The sequence below is a fragment of the Burkholderia pulmonis genome, from assembly GCF_984667975.1.
Genome location: NZ_OZ480187.1, coordinates 2,047,486 through 2,069,527, shown reverse-complemented (window position 1 = coordinate 2,069,527; position 22,042 = coordinate 2,047,486). Strand labels below are relative to the sequence as shown.

General features: G+C 68.3%; 22 protein-coding genes. 18 read left to right on the top strand and 4 right to left on the bottom strand.

The window, feature by feature from the left end:
- The first annotated feature begins 14 nt into the window (after positions 1–14).
- Genes AC5LXK_RS26005 through AC5LXK_RS25990 form a run of 4 tightly spaced genes read left to right on the top strand, consistent with a single transcriptional unit; the run spans position 15 to position 2,698 of the window.
- Complete coding sequence (locus tag AC5LXK_RS26005; RefSeq protein WP_493394061.1) at positions 15–743, top strand: methyl-accepting chemotaxis protein; 729 nt, start codon at positions 15–17, stop codon at positions 741–743.
- Positions 740–1,321: a hypothetical protein gene (locus AC5LXK_RS26000; RefSeq protein ID WP_493391547.1), complete on the top strand. Its 582-nt coding sequence runs from the start codon at positions 740–742 to the stop codon at positions 1,319–1,321. The genes AC5LXK_RS26005 and AC5LXK_RS26000 overlap by 4 nt, the downstream gene beginning before the upstream one ends.
- Before the next feature lie 22 nt (positions 1,322–1,343).
- Positions 1,344–2,303 carry a chemotaxis protein CheX gene (locus tag AC5LXK_RS25995; RefSeq protein ID WP_493391546.1) on the top strand — a complete coding sequence of 320 codons (960 nt, stop codon included), beginning with the start codon at positions 1,344–1,346 and terminating at the stop codon, positions 2,301–2,303.
- Positions 2,304–2,332: 29 nt separating this feature from the next.
- Positions 2,333–2,698 carry a response regulator gene (locus tag AC5LXK_RS25990; protein ID WP_006486240.1) on the top strand — a complete coding sequence of 122 codons (366 nt, stop codon included), beginning with the start codon at positions 2,333–2,335 and terminating at the stop codon, positions 2,696–2,698.
- A gap of 41 nt (positions 2,699–2,739) precedes the next feature.
- Here the strand turns inward: AC5LXK_RS25990 and AC5LXK_RS25985 are convergent, their stop codons facing one another.
- A complete protein-coding gene (locus tag AC5LXK_RS25985; RefSeq protein ID WP_493391545.1) occupies positions 2,740–3,261 on the bottom strand; it encodes a DMT family transporter in 522 nt (173 codons plus the stop codon).
- Positions 3,262–3,351: 90 nt separating this feature from the next.
- Between AC5LXK_RS25985 and AC5LXK_RS25980 the strand changes: the two genes are divergently transcribed.
- The 3 genes from AC5LXK_RS25980 (at position 3,352) to AC5LXK_RS25970 (ending at position 5,454) form a co-directional block, all read left to right on the top strand.
- Positions 3,352–4,257: a LysR family transcriptional regulator gene (locus AC5LXK_RS25980; protein WP_493391544.1), complete on the top strand. Its 906-nt coding sequence runs from the start codon at positions 3,352–3,354 to the stop codon at positions 4,255–4,257.
- Positions 4,258–4,400: 143 nt separating this feature from the next.
- Positions 4,401–4,985 (top strand): hypothetical protein, encoded by a 585-nt coding sequence (locus AC5LXK_RS25975; RefSeq protein ID WP_493391543.1) that lies wholly within the window; start codon positions 4,401–4,403, stop codon positions 4,983–4,985.
- Positions 4,986–4,995: 10 nt separating this feature from the next.
- Positions 4,996–5,454: a DUF3592 domain-containing protein gene (locus AC5LXK_RS25970; protein WP_493391542.1), complete on the top strand. Its 459-nt coding sequence runs from the start codon at positions 4,996–4,998 to the stop codon at positions 5,452–5,454.
- Between the two features lie 12 nt (positions 5,455–5,466).
- Here AC5LXK_RS25970 and AC5LXK_RS25965 read toward each other — a convergent pair whose 3' ends face one another.
- Positions 5,467–6,348 carry a LysR family transcriptional regulator gene (locus AC5LXK_RS25965; protein WP_493394060.1) on the bottom strand — a complete coding sequence of 294 codons (882 nt, stop codon included), beginning with the start codon at positions 6,346–6,348 and terminating at the stop codon, positions 5,467–5,469.
- A 133-nt stretch (positions 6,349–6,481) separates the two neighbouring features.
- Between AC5LXK_RS25965 and AC5LXK_RS25960 the strand changes: the two genes are divergently transcribed.
- Positions 6,482–7,903, top strand: coding sequence for an MFS transporter (locus AC5LXK_RS25960; RefSeq protein ID WP_493391541.1), 1,422 nt, complete (start codon positions 6,482–6,484; stop codon positions 7,901–7,903).
- Positions 7,904–8,020: 117 nt separating this feature from the next.
- Positions 8,021–8,815: an enoyl-CoA hydratase gene (locus AC5LXK_RS25955; protein WP_493391540.1), complete on the top strand. Its 795-nt coding sequence runs from the start codon at positions 8,021–8,023 to the stop codon at positions 8,813–8,815.
- Between the two features lie 167 nt (positions 8,816–8,982).
- Here the strand turns inward: AC5LXK_RS25955 and alr are convergent, their stop codons facing one another.
- Positions 8,983–10,104 (bottom strand): alanine racemase, encoded by a 1,122-nt coding sequence (gene alr, locus AC5LXK_RS25950; RefSeq protein WP_493391539.1) that lies wholly within the window; start codon positions 10,102–10,104, stop codon positions 8,983–8,985.
- Between the two features lie 301 nt (positions 10,105–10,405).
- Between alr and AC5LXK_RS25945 the strand changes: the two genes are divergently transcribed.
- Complete coding sequence (locus AC5LXK_RS25945) at positions 10,406–10,777, top strand: MAPEG family protein (protein ID WP_493391538.1); 372 nt, start codon at positions 10,406–10,408, stop codon at positions 10,775–10,777.
- A 51-nt stretch (positions 10,778–10,828) separates the two neighbouring features.
- Here AC5LXK_RS25945 and AC5LXK_RS25940 read toward each other — a convergent pair whose 3' ends face one another.
- On the bottom strand, positions 10,829–11,776 hold the full coding sequence (locus AC5LXK_RS25940; protein WP_493391537.1) for a LysR family transcriptional regulator: 948 nt from the start codon (positions 11,774–11,776) through the stop codon (positions 10,829–10,831).
- 118 nt (positions 11,777–11,894) lie between these two features.
- Between AC5LXK_RS25940 and AC5LXK_RS25935 the strand changes: the two genes are divergently transcribed.
- From AC5LXK_RS25935 to AC5LXK_RS25900, 8 genes are all read left to right on the top strand, one after another.
- Positions 11,895–15,434 carry an ABC transporter ATP-binding protein/permease gene (locus AC5LXK_RS25935; protein WP_493391536.1) on the top strand — a complete coding sequence of 1,180 codons (3,540 nt, stop codon included), beginning with the start codon at positions 11,895–11,897 and terminating at the stop codon, positions 15,432–15,434.
- 480 nt (positions 15,435–15,914) lie between these two features.
- Positions 15,915–16,667, top strand: coding sequence for a glutamine ABC transporter substrate-binding protein GlnH (gene glnH / locus AC5LXK_RS25930; protein ID WP_493391535.1), 753 nt, complete (start codon positions 15,915–15,917; stop codon positions 16,665–16,667).
- 15 nt (positions 16,668–16,682) lie between these two features.
- The gene (gene glnP / locus AC5LXK_RS25925) at positions 16,683–17,390 is read left to right on the top strand and encodes a glutamine ABC transporter permease GlnP (protein ID WP_493391534.1); all 708 of its coding nucleotides are present in this window, start codon (positions 16,683–16,685) and stop codon (positions 17,388–17,390) included.
- Positions 17,387–18,115: a glutamine ABC transporter ATP-binding protein GlnQ gene (gene glnQ, locus AC5LXK_RS25920; RefSeq protein ID WP_493391533.1), complete on the top strand. Its 729-nt coding sequence runs from the start codon at positions 17,387–17,389 to the stop codon at positions 18,113–18,115. The genes glnP and glnQ overlap by 4 nt, the downstream gene beginning before the upstream one ends.
- A 20-nt stretch (positions 18,116–18,135) precedes the next feature.
- Positions 18,136–19,185, top strand: coding sequence for a C45 family autoproteolytic acyltransferase/hydrolase (locus AC5LXK_RS25915; RefSeq protein ID WP_493391532.1), 1,050 nt, complete (start codon positions 18,136–18,138; stop codon positions 19,183–19,185).
- Positions 19,186–19,200: 15 nt separating this feature from the next.
- Complete coding sequence (locus AC5LXK_RS25910; RefSeq protein ID WP_493391531.1) at positions 19,201–20,535, top strand: aspartate aminotransferase family protein; 1,335 nt, start codon at positions 19,201–19,203, stop codon at positions 20,533–20,535.
- 35 nt (positions 20,536–20,570) lie between these two features.
- Positions 20,571–21,125 (top strand): carboxymuconolactone decarboxylase family protein, encoded by a 555-nt coding sequence (locus tag AC5LXK_RS25905; protein ID WP_493391530.1) that lies wholly within the window; start codon positions 20,571–20,573, stop codon positions 21,123–21,125.
- A 162-nt stretch (positions 21,126–21,287) separates the two neighbouring features.
- A complete protein-coding gene (locus AC5LXK_RS25900; RefSeq protein WP_493391529.1) occupies positions 21,288–22,034 on the top strand; it encodes an extensin in 747 nt (248 codons plus the stop codon).
- The last annotated feature ends 8 nt before the right edge of the window (positions 22,035–22,042 follow it).

Below are 22,042 nucleotides of genomic sequence, written 5' to 3'. Positions count from 1 at the left end.
TCGTGCAGGCTTGGATGATTCAGGTGGCCGCCGCACTCGCAGGCGGCGTAATGGTCGCGGTGGTGGCGGCCGTCGTGTTCCGTGTGACGCGCACACGGCTCGTCGCGGCGATGGCGCGTGAGGCGGACACGCTGCGCGGCGCTCTCGATGCAGCCGGCGCACGTGCGGAAGAGGCGGTGTCGGCGCATGCGGAGGCGGCCGACGCCTGGGCGCACCGTGAGGCGCAGCTCCAGGACGCGCTGGCGAGCGAGGCTTCCGCGACCGGTACGCAGCGCGATGCGCTGCAGGCGCTGTCGGCCGACCGCGCCGTCCTCGCGCAGCATGCGATGAAGATCGCCGACGAAGCCGCGCGGCTGCGCGGGCTCGCCGGCACGTTCGAGCGCTGGCACGAGCAGATGATCTCGCTGACCACGCAGAATCACGACATGCGCGCGAAGAACCAGGAGTTGTCGGCGATCGTCGCGCACGTATCGATCGTGTCGCTGAACGCGTCGATCGAGGCCGCCCGCGCGGGCACGGCCGGGCGCGGCTTCTCGATCGTCGCGAGCGAGGTGCGCGGGCTGGCCGCGCGCTCGCAGCAACTGTCGAACAGCTATCGCGACAGCCTGAACCGCAACGATCTCGTGACGGCCGCGACGTTCCAGGATATCCAGGCCGGCGGCAAGATGATCACGGCCGCGCTCGCGACCGTCGAGACGCTGGCCGGGCAGCTGCACGCGCGCATCGAAGGAGAAGCGGCGTGATCAGCGCGCAGGCGAGGGCCGGTTTCGAGCGGATCTTTTTCGATGCGGCGCGCACGCGGCTCGCATCCGGCGGCGCGTGTGACATCCGGCCGTCCGCCGGCCACGAACCTGACGGGCCCGATCGCTTGCCGGCACGGTCGCGGACGAAGCCGAAGGTGTCCGAGCACGTGACGGTGCTGACGATCTCCGCGCTGCATTTTCGCCTGTTGCTCGCGCTGCGCTTCAGCGACGACGACGCGACGCGCCGCCATTTCGCCGGTGCGACGGCGGGCAGCAGCGGCCAGCGGCCGCTGCCCGAAGCGTTCATGGAAGTCGCGAACCTGTGCTGCGGCGCGATCAACCAGGCGCTGATCGCGCCGTTCCCCGATCTCGGGATGTCGACGCCGTACCTGCTGAGCGGCGCGAGCATCGACTACATGCCCGCGCTCGACCCCGATTACGTGGCTGCCTACGACCTGACGCTCGGCGACGACGTGCGGGTCGGCGCGACGCTGTGCGTGTGCGCGAACGCGCCGGTCGATTTCCATGTGCCGGAAACTGCCGCGGTCGATACCGGCGGCGAGCTCGAACTGTTCTGACCGACCATTAGGAATCCGCGAGATGACCGAAGACCAACCCGTCAGCAAGGTACTCGTGCTCGACGACAGCCGCGTGCACGCCGATGCGATCAAGCGCTTCTGCGACGAGCACAACCTGGTCGGCCTGACCGTGCGGCGCAGCCGGCTGCTGAAGGTGCTGCGCTCGAACATCGATCTCGGCGCGATCCTGCTGGCCGAGGATTACGGCGGCTCGCCGGCCGAGAGCGCGATCATCGCGACGCAGATCGATGCGCTGCGGCCCGAACTGCCGATCATCCTGCGCCGCGAGTCGCTTGCGTCGCGCGACGGGTTGCCCGATGCGCTCGCGCGCGTGGCATGCGCGGCGTACGTCGCGGACGACATGACGCCGCTCAGGCGCGCGATCGACGAATACCTGTTCGGCCGCGACTACCCGAATGCGCTCGTGCGCGGCATCTCGGAGATCACCGAGGCGCGCATCGACAGCCTGTTCCCGGGGATGTCGATCGAGCATGACACGCCGTGCATCGTCCGCGACCAAATCATCTTCGGCGAAGTGTTCAGCCTGATCGCGCTCGAAAGCGCATGGTGCCGCGGCTACATGCTGTTGCAGACGAGCGAGCAGCCGCTGCTCGACATGATCGGCGGCACGCGCGACGACGGCCGCGCACCGGATTTCCGCGACGTGAACAGCGTGCTCGGCGAACTCACCAACCTCGTGTGGGGCGCGTTCAAGAACCGCTATCTCGGCGATGCCGAGGCACTGGCGCGCCATCCGGTACAGGTGCCGCTCGTCGTCAATCACAAGCAGAAGTTCATTTCGTTCGGCGGCGACTGTCCGCAGCTCTGTTTCAAGTACCGGATGACCGATCCGGCATCGGGGCGCTCCGTCTGTATCGACCAGCGTTTCGTGTTCAGCCTGAGCTGGTCGCCGGAGGATTTCCGCGAATCGGTGCAGGACGTGGGGCCGATGGTCGAATCGGGCGAACTCGAACTGTTTTGAAGTCAGCAACAACGAAAGGGGAATACGACATGGCAAAGATTCTGGTGGTCGACGATTCGGGCACGGTGCGCGACGAGGTCGCGGGCTTCCTGCGCAATCACGGGCTCGACGTCGCGACGGCCGTCGACGGCAAGGACGGGCTCGCGAAGCTCAAGGCGACGCCCGGCGTGCGCCTCGTGATCAGCGACGTGAACATGCCGAACATGGACGGCCTGACGATGGTCGAGAAGATCCGCGGCGAACTGGCGAACACGGCGGTCAACGTCGTGATGCTGACGACCGAGAGCAGCCCGGCGATGAAGGAGCGCGGCAAGGCCGCCGGCGTGAAGGGCTGGATCGTGAAGCCGTTCAAGGGCGACGCGGTGCTCGACGCGCTGAAGAAGCTCGCAGGCTGACGCGCAGCGGGCGATCGCGGGCCGGCTTGCGACCTTCGCCGTCAATGCTGCGGTTCTGGGTGCGCGGCGGCCGCGCTGCCCGCCTGGAGCGGCGCGGGCGTCTGCCATTGCACGACGATCATGCCCGCGAAGATCAGTGCGACGCCCGCGATGCGGCCGGGCGTCGCGAGCCGTTGCGCGAGGCCCATCAGCCCGTAGTGGTCGATCAGCAGCGACGCGAGCATCTGCCCGGCGACGACGCAGACGATGAAGGTCGTCGCGCCGAGCCGCGGCGTCAGGATCAGCGCGAGCGTGATGTAGATCACGCCCGCGAGCCCGCCGAGCCACATCCACAGCGGGCGCTGCAGCGCGTCGCCGACGAGCGGTGCGTTCGCACGCGTCGCCAGCAGCACCGGCAATACCACGAGCAGGCTGACCGTCAGCGACGCGACGCTCGCCCACAGCGGGTGGCCGAGCGCGCGCCCGAGCGCGGCATTGCTGCCGCCCTGCAGCGGCACGAGCGCGCCGGCGACGAAAGCCGCGACGGCGAGCGGAAGGGTGGCGAGGGAAAGCGAAGTCGTCATCTTGGTCGGTCTTGAAAGGGTGTCGAAAAGATTGTCATCCATTAAGATAGCGAATGGAAATTCGTCTTTCGGATGCTTCATATTCGTGCCATGAATAATCTCGCCCGTATCGACCTGAACCTGCTCGTCACGCTGCACGCGCTGCTGGGCGAACGCCACATCTCGCGCGCGGCGACCCGGCTGCACAAGAGCCAGCCGGCCGTGAGCCATGCGCTCGCGCGGCTGCGCGAGATCTTCGGCGATCCGCTGCTCGTGCGGCGCGCGGGCCGGCTCGAGCTGACCGCACGGGCGAACGAACTGGTCGAGCCGCTGAACGACGTCCTCGGCCGGCTCGGTGCGCTGATCGAGCCGCCGGCGTTCGATCCGTCCGCGGCCACGCGCGTGTTCCGGATCGCGATGTCCGACTACGGCGCGCGGATCGTGCTGCCCGCACTCGTGAAGACGCTGCGTGCCGATGCACCGGGCATCGAACTGATCGTGTCGCAGGCCACGCGCGAGGCGATGCGCATGCAGCTGATGGACGGCGAGGTCGATCTTGCGCTGGGCGTGCTGCCCGCGTTGCAACGCGATCTGCATGCCCAGCCGCTGTTCGTCGAATCGTTCGCGTGCGTGGCCGACGCGAGCCGGCTGCCGCGCCGTGGCAACCTCGCGCTCGACGCGTGGCTTGCGCGGCCGCATGCACTCGTCGCGATGCGCGACGGGATGGACAACGAGGTCGATCGCGCGCTCGCACGGCTGCGGCGCGAGCGGCACATCGCGGTGATCCTGCCGTTCTGGGGCGTCGCGAACGACCTGATTGCCGGCACCGATCTCGTGCTGACCGTCGCCCGCCGCAACCTCGAGCGCGTGCGCGACGACGCGCGCCTGCGCGTGTTCGAGCCGCCGTTCCCGATCGATTCGTTCGAGTTTGCGCAGCACTGGCATGAACGCCGGCACGGCGATGCCGCGCACATCTGGCTGCGGCAGACGATCGCGCGCGTCGCGAGCGGCGGGTAGCGGTACGGCTTGACCGGGGGCGGGCGCGCCAATTTACAGCGTGCCGCGATGTCCGTATCCTGCCGGATGCCGAGGGCGGCGTGCCTGCATGTCATGCGCAGCACGCGCGGCATCCACAACAATCAGGAACGGGGCACCCTCCAGTGAAAATCAGGATCGACCGGGCAGCGCTCGTGCGCGGCGCATGCGTGCCGCTGCTGGCTGCGCTCGCCGGCGGATGCGCAGGCACCGGGCAGCAGAATGCACGGCAGGCTGACGTCGGCGATGGTTCGTCTTACACGTGCAACGCCATGCAGGTCGACGGGCAGGCGGCGGCCGGCAGGGGCGTCTACGGGTGCTATTTCGTGCTGCACGATCCCGCGACGAAACAGGCGCTGCCGAACACGCGCTATGCGTTCGCGCTTTACACGAGCGCGGCCCAGGACAACCGGGAACTCGAAGTCGAAGGCGCGACCGACGCGCAGGGGCGCACGGTCTACATGCGTTCCGCCGCGCCGATCGATGCGGCGCGCATGGTGATCGTGCGCATGATCGGCGACGGCCCGACCGGGCGCATCCCGGTGCTGGTCCGGCCGACGGACGGCAAGCGCATTCCGTTCGCGCAGTACAAGGTCACGGGCTGCAACGGCCCGTACGAAGGCATGACCGACGAAACGGGGCGTGGCGTGATGTACCGCTGCAAGACACCGTCGAAGATCGACGTGTCGTTCTATCAGTCGCGTCCCTGAGGTGAGCGAGATGGTGTCCGGATCCGGCCGCACGGCTGCGCAGCGCATGGAGATGCTGTTCGCGAAAGGCATCGTTTTCACCCTGGTCGGCGCGGGCCTGCTGACCGGCATCGCGCTGTACGCGCAGTCGACGCGCGAATTCCTGCGAACGTCGGTCGTCGTGCCGGGCCGCGTCATCAAGCTGAACGCCGGCCCGCATCATCCGGAGATCGCGTTCACGACACTCGCGGGCGAGCATATCGAGTACCCGCAGGGCGGCGAAGTCAGCGAGCAGGACGGCGCGACGGTCGAGGTCCGCTATGCGCCGGACGCGCCCGCGATGACCGCGCGGTTGAATACGTTCGGCGCGATCTGGGGCGATGTGTTGATCTTCGGCGTGATGGGCACCGTTTTTTTCGGCGCGGGCGTCGGGCATCTGTGGACGGGTGTGCGCATGTGGCGCAGCGGGCGTCAGCCGATCGCGCGCTGACGTGCGCGCCCGCTACCGGGCGGAAGGCCCGGCGGTCGCAAATTCGTCGACGACGGCTTCGATCACCGCCTGCACGCGAGCGGTCTTGTAGAGATCGGCGTGGGCGACGAGCCACACGTCGAAATGATTGCATCGCCGCGCCATCAGGCGCACCAGTTCCGGCTCGGCATCGGCGCGGAAGCACGGCAGCTCCGCCACGCCGAGCCCCGCCAGCGCGGCTTCCACCAGCATCATCGTCGACGATGTCTGGAACATCACGCGGCCGCGCGAAGTCGGTTCGCCGCACAGCGCGTCCCACATCGTCGGCACCACCGGCTGCTGGTACATCACCAGGTCGTGCCCGTCGAACGCGCTGCCGGCGACCGGCTCGCCACGCTCCGCGAGATAGCGGCGCGATGCATAGATGCCCGTTTCGAGATGCCCGAGCCGCCTCACGATCAGGTCCGGCGATTCGGGCCGCAATGTGCGGATCGCGAGGTCCGCTTCGCGGCGCGTGAGGTTCGCGATTTCGGCCGACGTCACGCACACGACGTCGATGCCGGCATGCTTGCGCCGCAGGCGGGCGATGGCGGGCACCACGAAACGCTTGCCGAGCGAGTCGGTCGTCGCGATACGCACGGATCCGGCCAGTTGCTCGTCGAGCCCCATCACGCGGCGTTCGATCGTGAGCGACGCCCGCTCCATCGTTTCGGCCGGTTCGAGCAGCGCTTCGCCGGCGGTCGTCAGCACATAGAGGGACGGCGTGCGGAGAAACAGGCGGGCCAACAGTTCGTCCTCCAGCGCGGCGATTCGGCGTCCCACCGTCGCCTGATCGACATTCAGTTGCGCCGCGGCGCCGCGAAGCGTGCCGGTACGCGCCAGTGCGAGGAAGAAGCGGGTGTTGTCCCAGTTCATGCGGGTCGACTGTGTCATCGGGCAGGGCGGCATCCGGAAGGGGTGATGCAGATTTGCATCAGGCAAATGCGAAATTATCACTTTTCTGCATCGTGCGCCGTTCCTAGACTCCCGGGATCTGCCTGGAGGTGTCATGTCCGATTGCAATCCTGTTTCTGTCTCCGTCGCCGTTCCCGTTCCGATGGCGGCCGCGAGCCGCCCGACGGCGCGCGAGCAGCGTTTCACGCTGGCGCTCGTCGCGATCGGCATGTTCATGGCGGTCCTCGATTCGACGATCGTCAACGTGGCGCTGCCCGCGATGCGCGCGAGTCTCGGTGCGACGGTCGCCGAACTCGCGTGGATCGTCGACGGATATACGCTCAGCTTCGCCGCGCTGATCCTCGCGGGCGGCGCGCTGTCCGACCGGTTCGGCGCGAAGCACGTGTACCTGGCGGGGCTGGCGCTGTTCGTCGGCGCATCGGCGGCGTGCGGCGTCGCGTCGTCCGTGGCGATCCTCGTGGCCGCGCGCTTCGTGCAGGGCATCGGCGCCGCGCTCTTCCTGCCCGCGTCGCTCGCGGTCGTGCGCAGTACCTTCGACGTGCCGGCCGAGCGGGCGCGGGCGATTGCGGTCTGGGCCGGCATCGCGTCGGTCGCCGTCGCCGTGGGGCCGGTGCTGGGCGGCATCCTGGTGGACGATTTCGGCTGGCGCAGCGCGTTCCTGATCAACGTGCCGACCGGCGCGGTCGCCTTCGCCGGCGCAGCGATGCTCGTCCGCGCGTCGACCGTGCGGCATGCGCACCCGTTCGACTGGGCCGGCCAGGGTATCGGTGCGGCGGCACTCGGCGCGCTGTGTTTTGCGGTGATCGAATTGCCGACGCGCGGCCCGCGCGCCGCGGAAGTCTGGTGCGCGCTGCTGGTCGCCGCGTTCGCGGCAGCCGTGCTGGTCGTGGTCGAACGGCGTACGCACCATCCGATGGTGCCGCTCGCATGGTTTCGCAATCGTGTCTTCGTCGCGATGAACCTGATGGGCAGCCTCGTCTACGTCGGGTACTTCGGGCTGCTGTTCGTGCTGAGCCTGTACCTGCACGGGCGCTTCGGCATGAGTGCGCGACAGACGGGGATGACGCTGTTGCCGTTTGCACTGAGCCTGTCGCTCGGCAACCTGTTGTCGGGCAAGCTGCATGGCCGCGTTCGCCCGGTCGGGCTGATGGCAAGCGGCCTCGGGATGGCGGCGCTGGCCATTCCGGCGATCGCCGTCGCGCTCACGCTGCGTGCGCCGTGGCCGGTGGTGTGGGCGGCCATGATCGCCTTCGGCACCGGGACCGCGTTGTCGGTGGCGCCGATGATCGCAACCGTGCTCGAACAGGTGCCCGCGGAGGCGGCGGGCGTCGCATCCGGGTTCCTCAATGCGGCGAGGCAGGCCGGCAGCCTGTTCGGCGTGGCCATCGCCGGCGCGGCGACGATCCTGTTGCCGGACCTGAGCGACGCGCTGTGGGCGGTCGCGGCGGTCGGATGCATCGCCTATGCGACGGCTGCCCTGGCCGCACGGACGGCCGGCATGGCGAAAGGCGCGTGACTGGACGCGACACGGAATGTGGAGGACCATTTCACCGACCAGTCGCGGAAGCGCGCATGCGCTGGCCGCACGTTTGTGCTGAAACGAATCCTGCCGCACTCCGTCGAGCGAAACATCATGGAACCCGATCAAGAGACTGCCGAGCCGATCCTGCTGCGCGACGCGCGCGACGGCGTCGTCACGCTGCGGCTGAATCGCCCGCAGCAGTTCAATGCATTGTCCGAGGCGATGCTGGCGAGCCTGCACGATGCGTTCGATACGCTGGCGGCCGATCCGCACGTGCGCTGCGTCGTGCTGGCCGCCGAGGGCAAGGCGTTCTGCGCGGGCCACGACCTGCGGCAGATGCGCAGCAAGCCCGAACTCGACTACTACCGCACGTTGTTTGCGCAGTGCAGCCGCGTGATGCTCGCGATGCGCGCGTTGCCGGTGCCGGTGATCGCGCGCGTGCACGGCATCGCGACGGCGGCCGGCTGCCAGCTCGTCGCCGCGTGCGATCTCGCGATCGCGGCCGATACCGCGCGCTTCGCGGTGTCGGGCATCAACGTCGGGCTGTTCTGCTCGACGCCGGCCGTTGCGTTGAGCCGCAACGTCGCGGCGAAGCGTGCGTTCGACATGCTCGTGACCGGGCGCTTCGTCGATGCGGCGACGGCCGCCGCATGGGGGCTCGTCAACGAGGCCGTGCCCGAGGACGCGCTCGATGCGGCCGTCGCGCGCAAGGTCGCGGAGATCGTCGCGAAGAGCCCGGCCGCGGTGCGGGTCGGCAAGCAGATGTTCTATCGTCAGCGCGAGTTGCCGCTCGACGATGCGTATGCGTATGCAGGCGACGTGATGGCGCGCAACATGATGGAAGAGGATGCGGGCGAGGGGATCGACGCGTTCCTCGACAAGCGGAAGCCGACGTGGCGTTCGTGATGCGTCGACGCACGCGGGCAGCGCGGGCTTCGTCAGTCGCGTCACGCAGTTTCGCCGGCTCGCGATTCCGGTTCGCCGGAAAGCAAACGGGCCACCCGAGGCGGCCCGCAAGCAAATAGCGCGGCAGGTGCGGCGACGCGACGGCGCGCCGCCTCATCGACCGCCGATCAGCGGCCGTAGCTTCCGGTCCGCAACGCCGGCTGCACGGTCGACGCACCGGGCGGCACGATCACGACCGGCACGCGGGGCGCGAGGGCGCACATCAGCTCGTAGCCGATCGTGCCGCTCGCTTCCGCGACGTCGTCCACCTTCACCTGGTCGCCCCACAGCTCGACGCTCGATCCGATGCCCGCGTTCGGGCACGGCGTCAGGTCGACGGTCAGCATGTCCATCGACACGCGGCCGACGACGCGCGTCATCACGCCGTCCACCACGATCGGCGTGCCGGTCGGCGCGTGGCGCGGATAGCCGTCCGCGTAGCCGCACGCGACGACGCCGATCCGCATCGGCTGGTCGGCCGTGAAGCGGCGGCCGTAGCCGACGGTTTCTGCCGGCGACAGCGTCTGCACGCCGATGAGCTTGCTCGTCAGCGTCATCGCGGCCATCAGCGGCGTGTCGGCGATATGGCGCGACGCACCCGTCGGCGACGCACCGTACAGGATCGTGCCGGGCCGCACCCAGTCGCGGTGCGCGCGCGGGTGCCACAGCACGGCTGCGGAATTCGACACCGAGCGCTCGCCCGGAATCCCGGCCGTGGTCGCGTCGAACTGGTCGAGCTGCCAGTCGACTTCGCCTTCGTCGGCGTTCGCGAAATGCATCATCAGCGTGATCTTGCCGATCGACGGGGCGCTCGCCGCACGCTCCCACGCAGCACGGAAAACGTCGGGCCGATAGCCGAGCCGGTTCATCCCGGAGTTCATCTTGAGCTGGATGTCGATCGGCTGTTGCGGCTTCGCGGCGATCAGCAGGTCGAGCTGCTCGTCGCAGTGCACGCTGACTGTCAGCCGGTAGCGATCGGCCAGTTCGACGTCGGCCGGCTCGAAAATCCCTTCGAGCAGCAGCACGGGCTTGTCCCAGCCGAGTTCGCGCACGCGCACGGCTTCGTCGAGATCGAGCAGCCCGATGCCGTCGGCGGCCGCGAGGCCCGGGTAGATCCGATCGATGCCATGGCCGTACGCGTTGGCCTTGATCACGGCCCAGACGCGCGATGGCGCGACGGTGCGGCGGATGAAATCGAGGTTGTGACGGATGGCGTCGGGGCGGATATGGGCGACGATGGGACGGGGCATGGGATGGCTCGGGTCGGATGTCGTTCGGTGCGCGGCCGCGCGGATTGAAACGGCGGCCTGGCGCGATAGTGCGCCAAGCCAGTGTTGAACGCTATCTTATTGGTGTTCGACCAGTTTTAATTAACGTATTTGTAGGCGATTTGGTCGAAATTTGGGTGATGACGTGAGTCGATCACGATCACCCGGGGCCCGTGCGGCCGAGTCTCCCGTCTAGAAAACCGGTGCGCGAACCGCGTGGCGCAATGCTAAGCTCTCGGCGATCTTGTCATTGATCAATGTAATCATAACGGAGGAGACTTTGATGACGACATCCCAGCTGTGCCTGTTCATCGTGGCGCTGTTGCCGTTCCCGATGACGTTTCTTGCCAAGGCCCGCAAGGGTTACGACAACAGTGCGCCGCGCGATTACCTGGCGAAGCTCGACGGCTGGCGCGCCCGCGCGCAGGCCGCGCATCAGAATTCGTGGGAAGCGCTTGCGCTGTTCACGGCTGCGCTGGTGGTGGCGTGGCACAACGGCGCGAACGTTCATCGCGTCGACCAGCTCGCGATGGCGTTCGTCGCGATCCGCATCGTCTATGCGCTGATGTACCTGCTGAACTGGGCGTCGCTGCGTTCGCTCGTGTGGTTTGGCGGGATGGCGTGCGTCGTCGCGCTGTTCTTCGCCACGCCGTAAGCGGTGGGTCGGGGCAGGCGAGACCGGCTTCCCGCGCGGGCCGCTCGCCCGTCAGGCGCCGCCCGCGCCCCGCGCGTGACTGTCGTTGGATGCGGGCGCAACCATCTTCGCGACGAACGGCGGCGCCTCCGCTTCGCTGCGCAGGAATGCGACCAGCGGGTCGAGCAGCCGGTGCCGCGTCGACGGATGGCGGCGCAGCACGAAGCACCACGACGCATCGCGTGCAAGCCCCGGCACCAGCGGCACCAGACGCCCGCTGCGCAGTTCGGGCTCGATCAGCGGTACGCGGCCGAGCGCAATGCCCGCGCCGCCGACCGCCGCGCCGATCACCTGGCTGAAACTGCTGTAACGGACGATCTTCGTCTCGAAGTCGCCCGGCAGGCCGAATTCCGATGCCCAGTTGCGCCAGTCGATCTCGGGGCTGTCCTCGTGCATCTCCTGCAGCAGCCGCGAGCGGCACACATGCCCCGACGCGTACGGAAACAGTTCGGGGCTGCAGACCGGAAACACGGTTTCCCGCAGCAGCACGTCGTCGTCGGCCCGCAGCCGGTGCGCCGGCACGTGCACGATCGCCAGATCGACGCCGCTGCGCGCGAAATCCGGCGCTTCGTCGAGCACGACGGCATGCAGCGGCGTGTCGGGATGGAGCGACGAGAATTCCGCCAGACGGCGTGCGAGCCACATCGACGAAAACGGCGCGTTGGCGGACACGGTGAGCCGTTGCGCGGTGCCGCGAATTTCGGCGCAGGCGTCGGTGAGGCGCGACAGCGCATCGCTGACGGCCGGCAGCAGGCGTGCCCCGGCAGGCGTGAGGCTGATGCCGCCGAGCCCCGTGCTGCGTTCGAGCAGCCGCGCACCCAGCGATTCCTCGAGCGAGCGGATCTGGTGGCTGACCGCGCTGGTCGACACGTTCAGCTCGAGCGCCGCGCGCGCGAACCCGCCGAGGCGGACGGCCGCCTCGAAAGCACGCAGCGCGCTGAGGGGAGGAAGGTGCGACATGCCGGGTATTGTAGTTGACTCAACACCCGTTGAAAAATCATCTTTTGCCGCGCGCAAGCGGCGCGGGTAGCCTCGATCCGGTCAAGAAAAACGCAACGAAACACCGACTGGAGGCTGCATGTATTTCGACCGGCGACTATGGGCAATGATGACGGGACTGCGCTGGCGGGTGGCGGCGGCCGTCGCGCTCGGGCTCCTCGCGATGGGTGTCGGCATCCTCCGCTTCGTCTTTCTCGGGCGCGTGCTGGCGCTGGTTTTTTCCGGCGCGCCGGTACGCGGCATCGGCGAAGCCGTCGCCGCCACGGCGGCCTGCGTGCTGCTGCGCGCATGGCTCGACCATCGCCGCACGCTGCTCGCGCAACACACGGCCGGGCGGGTGCAGGCCACGCTGCGCGCGCGGCTGTTCGACCGGATCGCGGCGCTCGGCCCCGCATGGTTCAGCGGCGAACGCACGGGCGGCGTGATGCTGGCCGTCGTCGACGGCGTCGAGCAGCTGCAGACCTTCTTCGGCACCTACCTGCCGCAGCTCGTGATCGCCGCGTGCGCGCCGGTGATGATCTTCGCGGTGCTCGCATGGTGGGACGTGCCGACAGCCGCGGTCCTGCTGGTCGCCGCGCTCGTCACGCTTGCGCTGCCGCAACTCGTGCATCGTGCCGACAAGCGCGCGGCGCTCGCCCGCTCGAAGGCCTTCAAGGCGTTCGGCGAGGAGTTTCTCGACGCGGTGCAGGGCCTGCCGACGCTGAAGGCGTTCGGGCAGAGCACCGCGTTCGGCGCGAAGCTGGCCGCGAAGGCGCGCGCGCTGTCCGACAGCACGTTCTGGGTGCTCGCGCTCGGCCTGCTGACGCGCCTCTTCACGGATCTCGGCACCGGCCTCGGCGCGGCCGCGGCGATCGCGGTGGGCGCGTGGCGGGTCCGGCATGGCGACATGAGTCTTGAAGCGCTGCTGATCGTGCTGATGGCCGGCAGCGAAATCTTCCGGCCGCTGCGCGACCTGCGCGCGGTGCTGCACCAGGGGATGATCGGCCAGTCGGCGGCGACCGCGATCCATGCGTTGCTCGACGCGGGCAGCCATGCACCTTCCATCGAAGTGCCGCGCGTGACGGGCCTGCGCCCGGAGATCGCGTTCGACGGCGTCAGCTTCGCGTATCCGGGGCGTCGTGCGGATGCACATGCGGCGTTGAGCTTCACGGTTCGCGAAGGTGAAACGGTCGCGATCGTCGGGCCGAGCGGCGCAGGCAAATCCACGATCGTGCGGCTGTTGCTGCGCCAGCACGATGCGCAGGGCGGTGCGGTGCGCATCGGCGGCCACGACGTGCGCGCGCTCGATGCCGACCAGGTGCGCGAAATGATCGCGGTCGTCGCGCAGGATGCGACGCTGTTCGACGGCAGCGTCGCCGACAACCTGCGGCTTGGCCGCCCCGATGCGAGCGACGCGGACATGATCGCGGCCGCGCGCGCCGCCAACGCGCACGATTTCATCTCGGCGCTGCCCGAAGGCTATGCGACGCGCATCGGCGAACGCGGGCTCATGCTGTCGGGCGGCCAGCGCCAGCGCATCGCGATTGCCCGCGCGCTGCTGCGCGATGCGCCGATCCTGCTGCTCGACGAGGCGCTGTCGTCGGTCGATGCGGAAAACGAAGCGCTGATCCAGCAGGCGCTCGACCGGCTCACGCGCGGGCGGACGACGCTCGTGCTCGCGCACCGGCTGTCCAGCGTGATCGGCGCCGACCGCATCCTGGTGCTCGACCAGGGGCAGGTCGTCGACGAAGGCACGCACGCGGCGCTGATCGCGCGCGACGGCCCGTATCGCCGGCTGATGGGGCCGCAACTGGAAGCAGTCGCCGAAACCGTCGGCACGGCGGCGACGGCCGGCGTAACCGCGCGCGCGTCGTCAGGCCCGCAGGTGCGGCCGCTGAACGACGATGCGGCGACGATCGGCTGGCCGGAAACGTTGCAGACGCTGCTGCGCTTCGTGCAGCCGTGGAAGGGCAAGGTCGCGCTGACCGTGCTGTTCGGGATCGGCCGCGTGCTCGCGTTCATCGGCGTCGGCGTGATCGGCGCGCTGGTGGTCGGCGCGGTGTCGTCTGGCCGCGTGAGCCCCGCGCTCGTCGTCGCGTTGCTCGTGATCGCGCCGGTGGCGGCCGTGCTGCACTGGCTCGAATCGTGGCTCGCGCACGACATGGCGTACCGGCTGCTCGCGGAAATGCGCATCGCGCTGTTCGCGACGCTCGAACGCCTCGCGCCGGCCGGGCTGCTGCGCCGCCGTTCCGGCGATCTCGTGTCGCTCGCGACGCAGGACGTCGAGACCGTCGAATATTTCTACGCGCACACGCTGGCGCCGGCGTTCGTCGCGGTGCTCGTGCCGGCTGGCGTGCTGGTGTTGCTGGCGTCGATCGCATGGCCGCTCGCGCTCGTGCTGCTGCCGTTCCTGATGTGGGCGGGGCTTGCGCCGGTGCTCGCGCGGCGCGACGTCGACCGGCTCGGCACCGGCGCGCGCGAAGCGCTCGGCCAGCTCGGCGCGCACCTGACCGAGACGATCCAGGGGCTCGCGGAGCTGACCGCGTTCCAGGCGATCGTGCGCCGGCGGGAAGCGTTCGTGGCCGAGGTCGATGCGTACCGCAAGCAGCGCGCGAAGCTGCTCGACGACCTGTCGGCGCAAAGCGCCGCACTGGAAGTCGCAAGCGGGCTCGGCGGGTTGGCCGTCGCGGCGCTCGGCGCGCTGCTGTGCGCCCACGGCTGGTTCCCGCGCGAGTCGTTGCCGCTGCTGGTGCTGGTAGCGGTGGCCGCATTCATGCCGGTCGCCGAAATCGGCCAGGTCGCGCGCCAGCTCGCCGACACGATCGCGTCGACCCGCCGCCTGCGCGCGCTGGAGAAGGAGCCGGTGCCGGTGACGGATGGCGCGCAGCCGATGCCCGGCAATCCGGCCGTGCGTTTCGAGGCGGCGTCGTTCACGTATCCGGGCCGCAGCGTGCCCGCGATCGACCGCGTGAGTTTCGAGGTGCCACCCGGCAGCACGGTCGCGCTGGTGGGCGCATCGGGCGCCGGCAAGTCGACGGTCGCGAGCCTGCTGCTGCGCTTCTGGGATCCGCAACAGGGCCGCGTGACGCTCGGCGGCGTCGACCTGCGCGACCTGCGGCTCGACGATCTGCGGCAGCACATCGCGCTCGTTGCGCAGGATACCTACCTGTTCAACGACACGCTCGAAGCGAACATCCGGCTCGCGGCGAACGATGCGTCCGACGCGGACGTGCGGCGCGCGATCGACCATGCGGCGCTCGGCGATTTTGTCGCGCGGCTGCCGGACGGGCTCGCGACGCGCGTCGGCGAGCGCGGCGTGCAGTTGTCGGGCGGCCAGCGCCAGCGCGTGGCCATCGCGCGTGCGTTCCTGAAGGATGCGCCGGTGCTGATCCTCGACGAGGCGACGTCGCATCTGGACACGATCAGCGAGCAGCAGATCCGCGCGGCGCTGGAGGACCTGATGACGCAACGCACGTCGATCATCATCGCGCACCGGCTGTCGACCGTGCGCAACGCCGACCTGATCCTCGTGATCGAGCAGGGCGGCGTGATCGAAGCGGGCAGCCATGCGGACCTGATGGCGCGGCAGGGCGCGTATGCGCGACTCGTGTCGCATCAGGCGAGCGGGGTGGCGGCGTGATCGACGCCGCACCGGCGCGTCGCCGGGCGACGCTGGCGAACGCATTCCGCAACCTTCGCTGAATCGCGCCGACGGTTGACAGGACGCGCGTTGTTGAACCGCTGGCCGTCCGCGCGAACGAACGAGCGGGCGGCGCATGGCGCGTCGCCTTCCTTTTGCAGCTGGGGCATGCCGCCAGCCGCCACGATCCTTTCCGCACGCTCCCGCCTTTCGCGTACCCGCGAGTCGTGCGCCGGTCTGCATACCTTGGCGGACCATTCTCCCGTCTTCCCCTTTCCTCCGATCAATCCGCCCCACACGGCCCGGGTTTGTCTCGATGCATTTACCCGTTGCGGACTTTTTTGTTGTCGTAGTATCGCCATTGACAACACTTGTTGCACTAAGGTCTAATTCGACATCGCATGTTGCGGTGCGGCTTGATGTCGTCGTTACCGCCGGCCGGCTGGCCGGTCACATCGCTCAATCATGCGGAGAGAAACCATGAGTCGCCGTTCCTTCCTGAAAGCCGTCGCGGTTGCCGCCGCGCTCGGTGCCGGCATCGCGCACGCGGATACCACGACGCTCGTCGTCGGGACCGACACGTCGTTCATGCCGTTCGAGTTCAAGCAGGGCGACAAGTACGTCGGCTTCGATCTCGACCTGTGGGCCGAGATCGCGAAGGACCAGGGCTGGAAATACACGATCCAGCCGATGGATTTCGCGGGCCTGATCCCGGCGCTGCAGACGCAGAACATCGACGTCGCGCTGTCGGGGATGACGATCAGGGAGGAGCGCAAGAAGGCGATCGACTTCTCCGCGCCGTATTACGACAGCGGCCTTGCGGCGATGGTGCAGACCGGCAACACGTCGATCAAGTCGATCGACGACCTGAACGGCAAGGTGATCGCCGCGAAGACGGGCACGGCGACGATCGACTGGATCAAGGCGCACCTGAAGCCGAAGGAGATCCGCCAGTTCCCGAACATCGACCAGGCCTACCTCGCGCTCGAAGCCGGCCGTGTCGACGCGGCGATGCACGACACGCCGAACGTGCTGTTCTTCGTGAACAACGAAGGCAAGGGCAAGGTGAAGGTCGCGGGCCAGCCGGTCAGTGGCGACAAGTACGGGATCGGCTTCCCGAAGGGCAGCCCGCTCGTGCCGAAGGTCAACGCGTCGCTCGTGAAGATCAAGGCAGACGGCCGCTACGCGCAGATCTACAGGAAGTGGTTCGGCGCCGAGCCGCCGAAGATGTAAGCGCGACGGTGCACCATGGCGCGGCCGGGCGGTCGCGCCGGTCTTGATTCGAACGGGGAGCGACAAGTGAATTTCGATTGGTCGGCGATCTGGGCGGCGTTGCCGGACCTGATGGACGGGGTCCGGTTGACGGTGTTCATCGCATTTTTCGGGCTGGTGGGCGGCTTCATCGTCGGGATGGTCGCGGGGATGTTCCGCGCATACGGACCGAAGGCGATGAACGTGCTCGCACAGGTCTATATTGAACTGATCCGCGGCACGCCGATCGTCGTGCAGGTGATGTTCCTGTACTTTGCGTTGCCGCTGCTCGCCCATATCCGCATCGACGGCCTGACGGCCGCGATCATCGCGATCACGGTGAATTCCGGCGCGTATCTCGCGGAAGTGGTGCGCGGCGCGCTGCTGTCGATCCCGAAGGGGCTGACGGAAGCGGGGCTCGCAATGGGCTTGTCGATGCCGCGCGTGCTGCTCAAGGTGGTCGGGCCGCTCGCGTTCCGGCGGTTGATTCCGCCGCTCGGCAACCAGTGCATCGTGAGCCTCAAGGACACGTCGCTGTTCATCGTGATCGGCGTCGGCGAGCTGACGCGCAAGGGGCAGGAAATCATCGCGGGCAATTTCCAGGCGGTCGAGATCTGGACGGCGGTGGCGGTCATCTATCTGTTGCTGACCGGCGCCATGACGTTGACGCTGCGGCTCGTCGAGAAGAGGATGCGGATTTTATGAGCATGATCGAATTCCAGAACGTGTCGAAGAGCTTCGGCCACGTACCGGTGCTGAAGCACATCGACCTGAAGATCGACGCGGGCGAGGTGGTCGTCGTGATCGGCCCGTCCGGGTCGGGCAAGTCGACGATGCTGCGCTGTATCAACGCGCTCGAGAAAATCACCGGCGGCGAGTTGCTCGTCGACGGCCAGAGCGTGCGCGGCAACGCGACGACGATCCGCAACATCCGGCTCGAAGCAGGGATGGTGTTCCAGCAGTTCAACCTGTTTCCGCAAATGACCGCGCTCGAGAACGTGATGTTCGGGCCGATCCAGGTGCGTGGCGCATCGCGCGCCGACGCGCGCGACCAGGCGATGGCGCTGCTCGACAAGGTCGGCCTCGAATCGCGCGCGAATCATTACCCGTCGGAGCTGTCGGGCGGCCAGCAGCAGCGCGTCGCGATCGCACGTGCGCTCGCGATCAAGCCGCGGCTGATGCTGTTCGACGAGCCGACGTCGGCGCTCGATCCGGAATTGCGCCACGAAGTGCTGAAAGTGATGCAGGATCTCGCGACCGAGGGGATGACGATGATCGTCGTCACGCACGAGATCGGCTTCGCGAAGCGGGTCGGCACGCGGTTGCTGTTCATGGATCAGGGCGGCATTGCAGAGGACGGCCATCCGGTCGACCTGATCGACCGGCCGCCGACACCGCGCCTGAAGGAATTCCTGAAACACGTGTCCTGAACGAAACCGAAATCGCCGACATGCCGCTTTCCCTTTCCCCCGTCATCGCCGGCGCGCCGTTCGACATCGGCGTGCGCCTCGGCGAGCTTGCCCGCCCCGTGTTCGACGCGTACATGCAGCAGAGCAGCGCGTGGCAGGCCGTCCGCCGCTGGCGCGGCCATCCGTTCGTCGATGCGTTGCGGCAGGCCGCGCTGGCCGCGTACCCCGAGCTCGTCGCGGAACTGGACGGGATCGCGGCGGGCATCGGCTGGCCGGCCGAGGACATCTTCCTGTGGAACTGCCGCGGCGAGCTGATCCACAACGCGCCGGACGGCTGCACGACGCTGGCCGCGCGCGACGCCGGCGGCACACGCTGGATCGCGCACAACGAGGACGGCGATCCGTACCTGCGCGAGCGCTGCCTGCTCGTCGACGTGCAGCCGGCGGGCAAGCCGGGCTTCATCAGTTTCTATTACCCCGGCTCGCTGCCGGGCCATACGTTTGCCGCGAACCGCGCGGGCATCGCGCAGGCGATCAACAACCTGCGGATCCGCACGCCGGCGCCGGGCGTGCCGCGCATGATCCTCGCGCGCGCCGTGCTCGATGCGACGTCGCTCGACGCAGCGGCCGACGTGCTGCGCGGGTATGCGCGCGCGAGCGGGTTTCATCACACGCTTGGCGCGACCGGCGATGCACGCTTGCTGAGCATCGAAGCGAGCGTCGCGCGCTGTTCGGTCATCGATGTCGCGCGGCTTTCGGGCCATGCGAACCATCTCGTGCATCCCGGTTGCGATGCGCAAGCGCAGATCGTCACGCAATCGTCGGCCGACCGCCAGCGCCGCGTCGACGCGCTGACACCCGGCATCGACACGATCGACGAAGCCGCGCTGCTGCGCGTGCTCGGCGATCGCGCGCCGGAAGGGCTGCCGATCTACCGCGACGATCCGGCCGACCCCGACGACGAGAACACGCTGGCAACCGCCGTGTTCGCGATCGGCGCGGCATCGATCGATTTCACCGTTCACCAACACGGCACGCAGCGTTTCGCGACGCGCATCGTGCCGTCCGGACGCGCGCTCCGCGCATCCTGATCCATGAGGCAACGCATGACGACCGTTTTCCATCGCGCCCCGCGCGCCACCTTGCCCGTTGCCGTCGCAGGCGACGGCATCGAGATCATCGACTCGACCGGCAAACGCTATATCGACGCCTGCGGCGGCGCGGCCGTGTCGTGTCTCGGCCACAGCAACCAGCGCGTGATCGACGCGATCAAGCGGCAGGCGCAGCAGCTGGCCTATGCGCATACGTCGTTCTTCACGACCGCCGTGGCCGAGGAACTGGCCGACCGGCTCGTCGATGGCGCACCTGCCGGCCTCGACCACGTGTATTTCGTGTCAGGCGGCTCCGAAGCGGTCGAGGCTGCACTGAAGCTCGCGCGCCAGTATTTCGTCGAGAAGGGCGAGCCGCAGCGCCGGCATTTCATCGCGCGGCGCCAGAGCTATCACGGCAACACGCTCGGCGCGCTCGCGATCGGCGGCAACGCATGGCGGCGCGAGCCGTTCCTGCCGCTGCTGATCGAAGCGCACCACGTGAGCCCGTGCTACGCGTACCGCGACCAGCGGGCGGGCGAAACCGACGAAGCGTATGCGCAGCGTCTGGCGGACGAGCTCGAGCAGAAGATCGTCGAGCTCGGCGCGGAAAACGTCGCGGCGTTCGTCGCGGAGACGGTCGTGGGCGCAACGGCCGGCGCGGTGCCGCCGGTGCGCACGTACCTGAAGAAGATTCGCGCGGTGTGCGACAAGTACGGCGTGCTGCTGATCCTCGACGAGATCATGTCGGGCATGGGGCGCACGGGCTATCTGTACGCATGCGACGAAGACGGCATTGCGCCCGACCTGTTGACGATCGCGAAAGGGCTCGGCGCGGGCTACCAGCCGATCGGCGCGACGCTCGTCAGCGATCGCATCTACCGGACGATCGTCGACGGCTCGGGCTTCTTCCAGCACGGCCACACGTACCTCGGACACGCGACCGCATGTGCGGCTGCACTCGAAGTGCAGCGCGTGATCGCCGAAGAGAAGCTGCTCGACAACGTGAAGGCACGCGGCGAGCAGTTGCGCGCGTCGTTGCGCGAGCAACTCGGCGCACATCCTCACGTCGGCGACGTGCGTGGCCGCGGGCTGTTCGTCGGCGTCGAGCTCGTGCGCGACCGCGACACCAAGGCGACCTTCGATCCCGCGCTGAAGCTGCATGCCGCGGTCAAGCGCGAGGCGATGCAGCGCGGGCTGATGGTGTATCCGATGGGCGGGACGATCGACGGCATTCACGGCGATCACATCCTGGTTGCGCCGCCGTTCATCAGTACCGCGCAACAGATCGAGACGATCGTCGAGCGGCTGTCGGGTGCAATCGGCGCGGCGCTCGCGTCGGCCGGCGCGTGACGCTCCATTCGTCGAAACCTTGTCCGGACATCGCCATGACAAACAGATTGCCTCCGTTCGATCCCGCATCGGCCACCGATGAACAGAAAGCCGTGCTGGCCGACATTCTCAGCGGCCCGCGCGGCAACCTGAACGGGCCGTTTCTCGGCTGGATCGCGAGCCCCGAGCTCGCCCAGCACGCGCAGAAGCTCGGCGCGTTCTGCCGCTATCGCACGGGCCTGCCGCTGCGGCTGTCGGAGCTCGCGATTCTCGTGACGGCCGCGCGCTGGCGCTCGCAGGCCGAGTGGCACATCCATCATCCGATTGCACTCGACGCGGGCGTGCCGGCCGCGACGGCCGACGCGATCCGGCTTGGTGTCGCGCCCGTATTCGAATCGGACGACGATGCGCTGATCCATGCGTTCGCGAGCGAGCTGTACGATACGCGGCGCGTCAGCGATGCGACGTTCTCACGAGCGCAGGCGCGCTTCGGCCACGAAACCGTCGTGAACCTCGTTGCATTGCTCGGCTATTACGCGCTTGTTGCAATGACGCTTAACACGTTCGGCATGCGCGCGGACGGCCAAACCGAATTGCCGTTTCCGGAGTGATGGCCGTGCGTTGATCGTGCCGGAGCAGGGCCGGCAAACCGTCTGACGAACGGGCCGCCGACGTGCCGCCGGCATCAATGCAACCAAATGTATTCATGCGGGATCAATGGCAGACGGCCGCGTATGATGGCTTGTTCACGTCGACATGACTGGTGAGCAAGCATGACGAGTACCCGCAAGACCTTGATGATCGCCGGTGGGCTCCTGGTAGCCGCAGCCGGCACTGGCTACGTGATGCTCCTGCGCGCGGACCACCGTGCGATCGAAGACGCCGGCATCGGCGATTCGGCCGCGCCGGTTGCCGTGGCGCCCGTGAGCAACGATCACGCAGTGCAGGGCACCATTGCGCCGCCGGCACCCGCCGCCGCGGCGCCACAGCAACAGGCCGCTGTTCCGCCCCCTCCACCCGCACCGGCGCGCGTCAGCGCCGCGCCGCCTTCTGCCCCGGCTGTACCGGTGGTCAGTGACAAAGCACAACCGGTGACGAAGCCGAGTGCGCCGCCACCGAAGGTGAATGTCGTGACGGTCGATGCGCAGGATTCGACCCCGCCGGCCCCGGCGCCTGTCGCCCAGAATGCTCAGCCGGCCGCGCCCGCGCAGGTCACGCAACGTGCACCGCGCAAGCGCGACGGCCTCGAACGCCACGCGGCCGCAGCGCCGGCCGCGACGAGATCCGAAACGCCGGAGACGGCCGCGCTCGTCAGGCAATCGGCGAAGCTCGACCCGTCGTTGCCGCCGCCGCCGATGTCGTCGATGTCGGCAAGCGCCGGTTCGTACCGGCCGGGGAGTTCGTCGTCCGGTGCGAATCCGGTGGCGGCCGCGATGACCGAGCAACTCGTTCGGGAGTCGAGCAATTTCAGGTCGACGACGCCTGCGTCGGCCAACGGCGGCCCGACCGCGACCAAGTAGTCGCGATC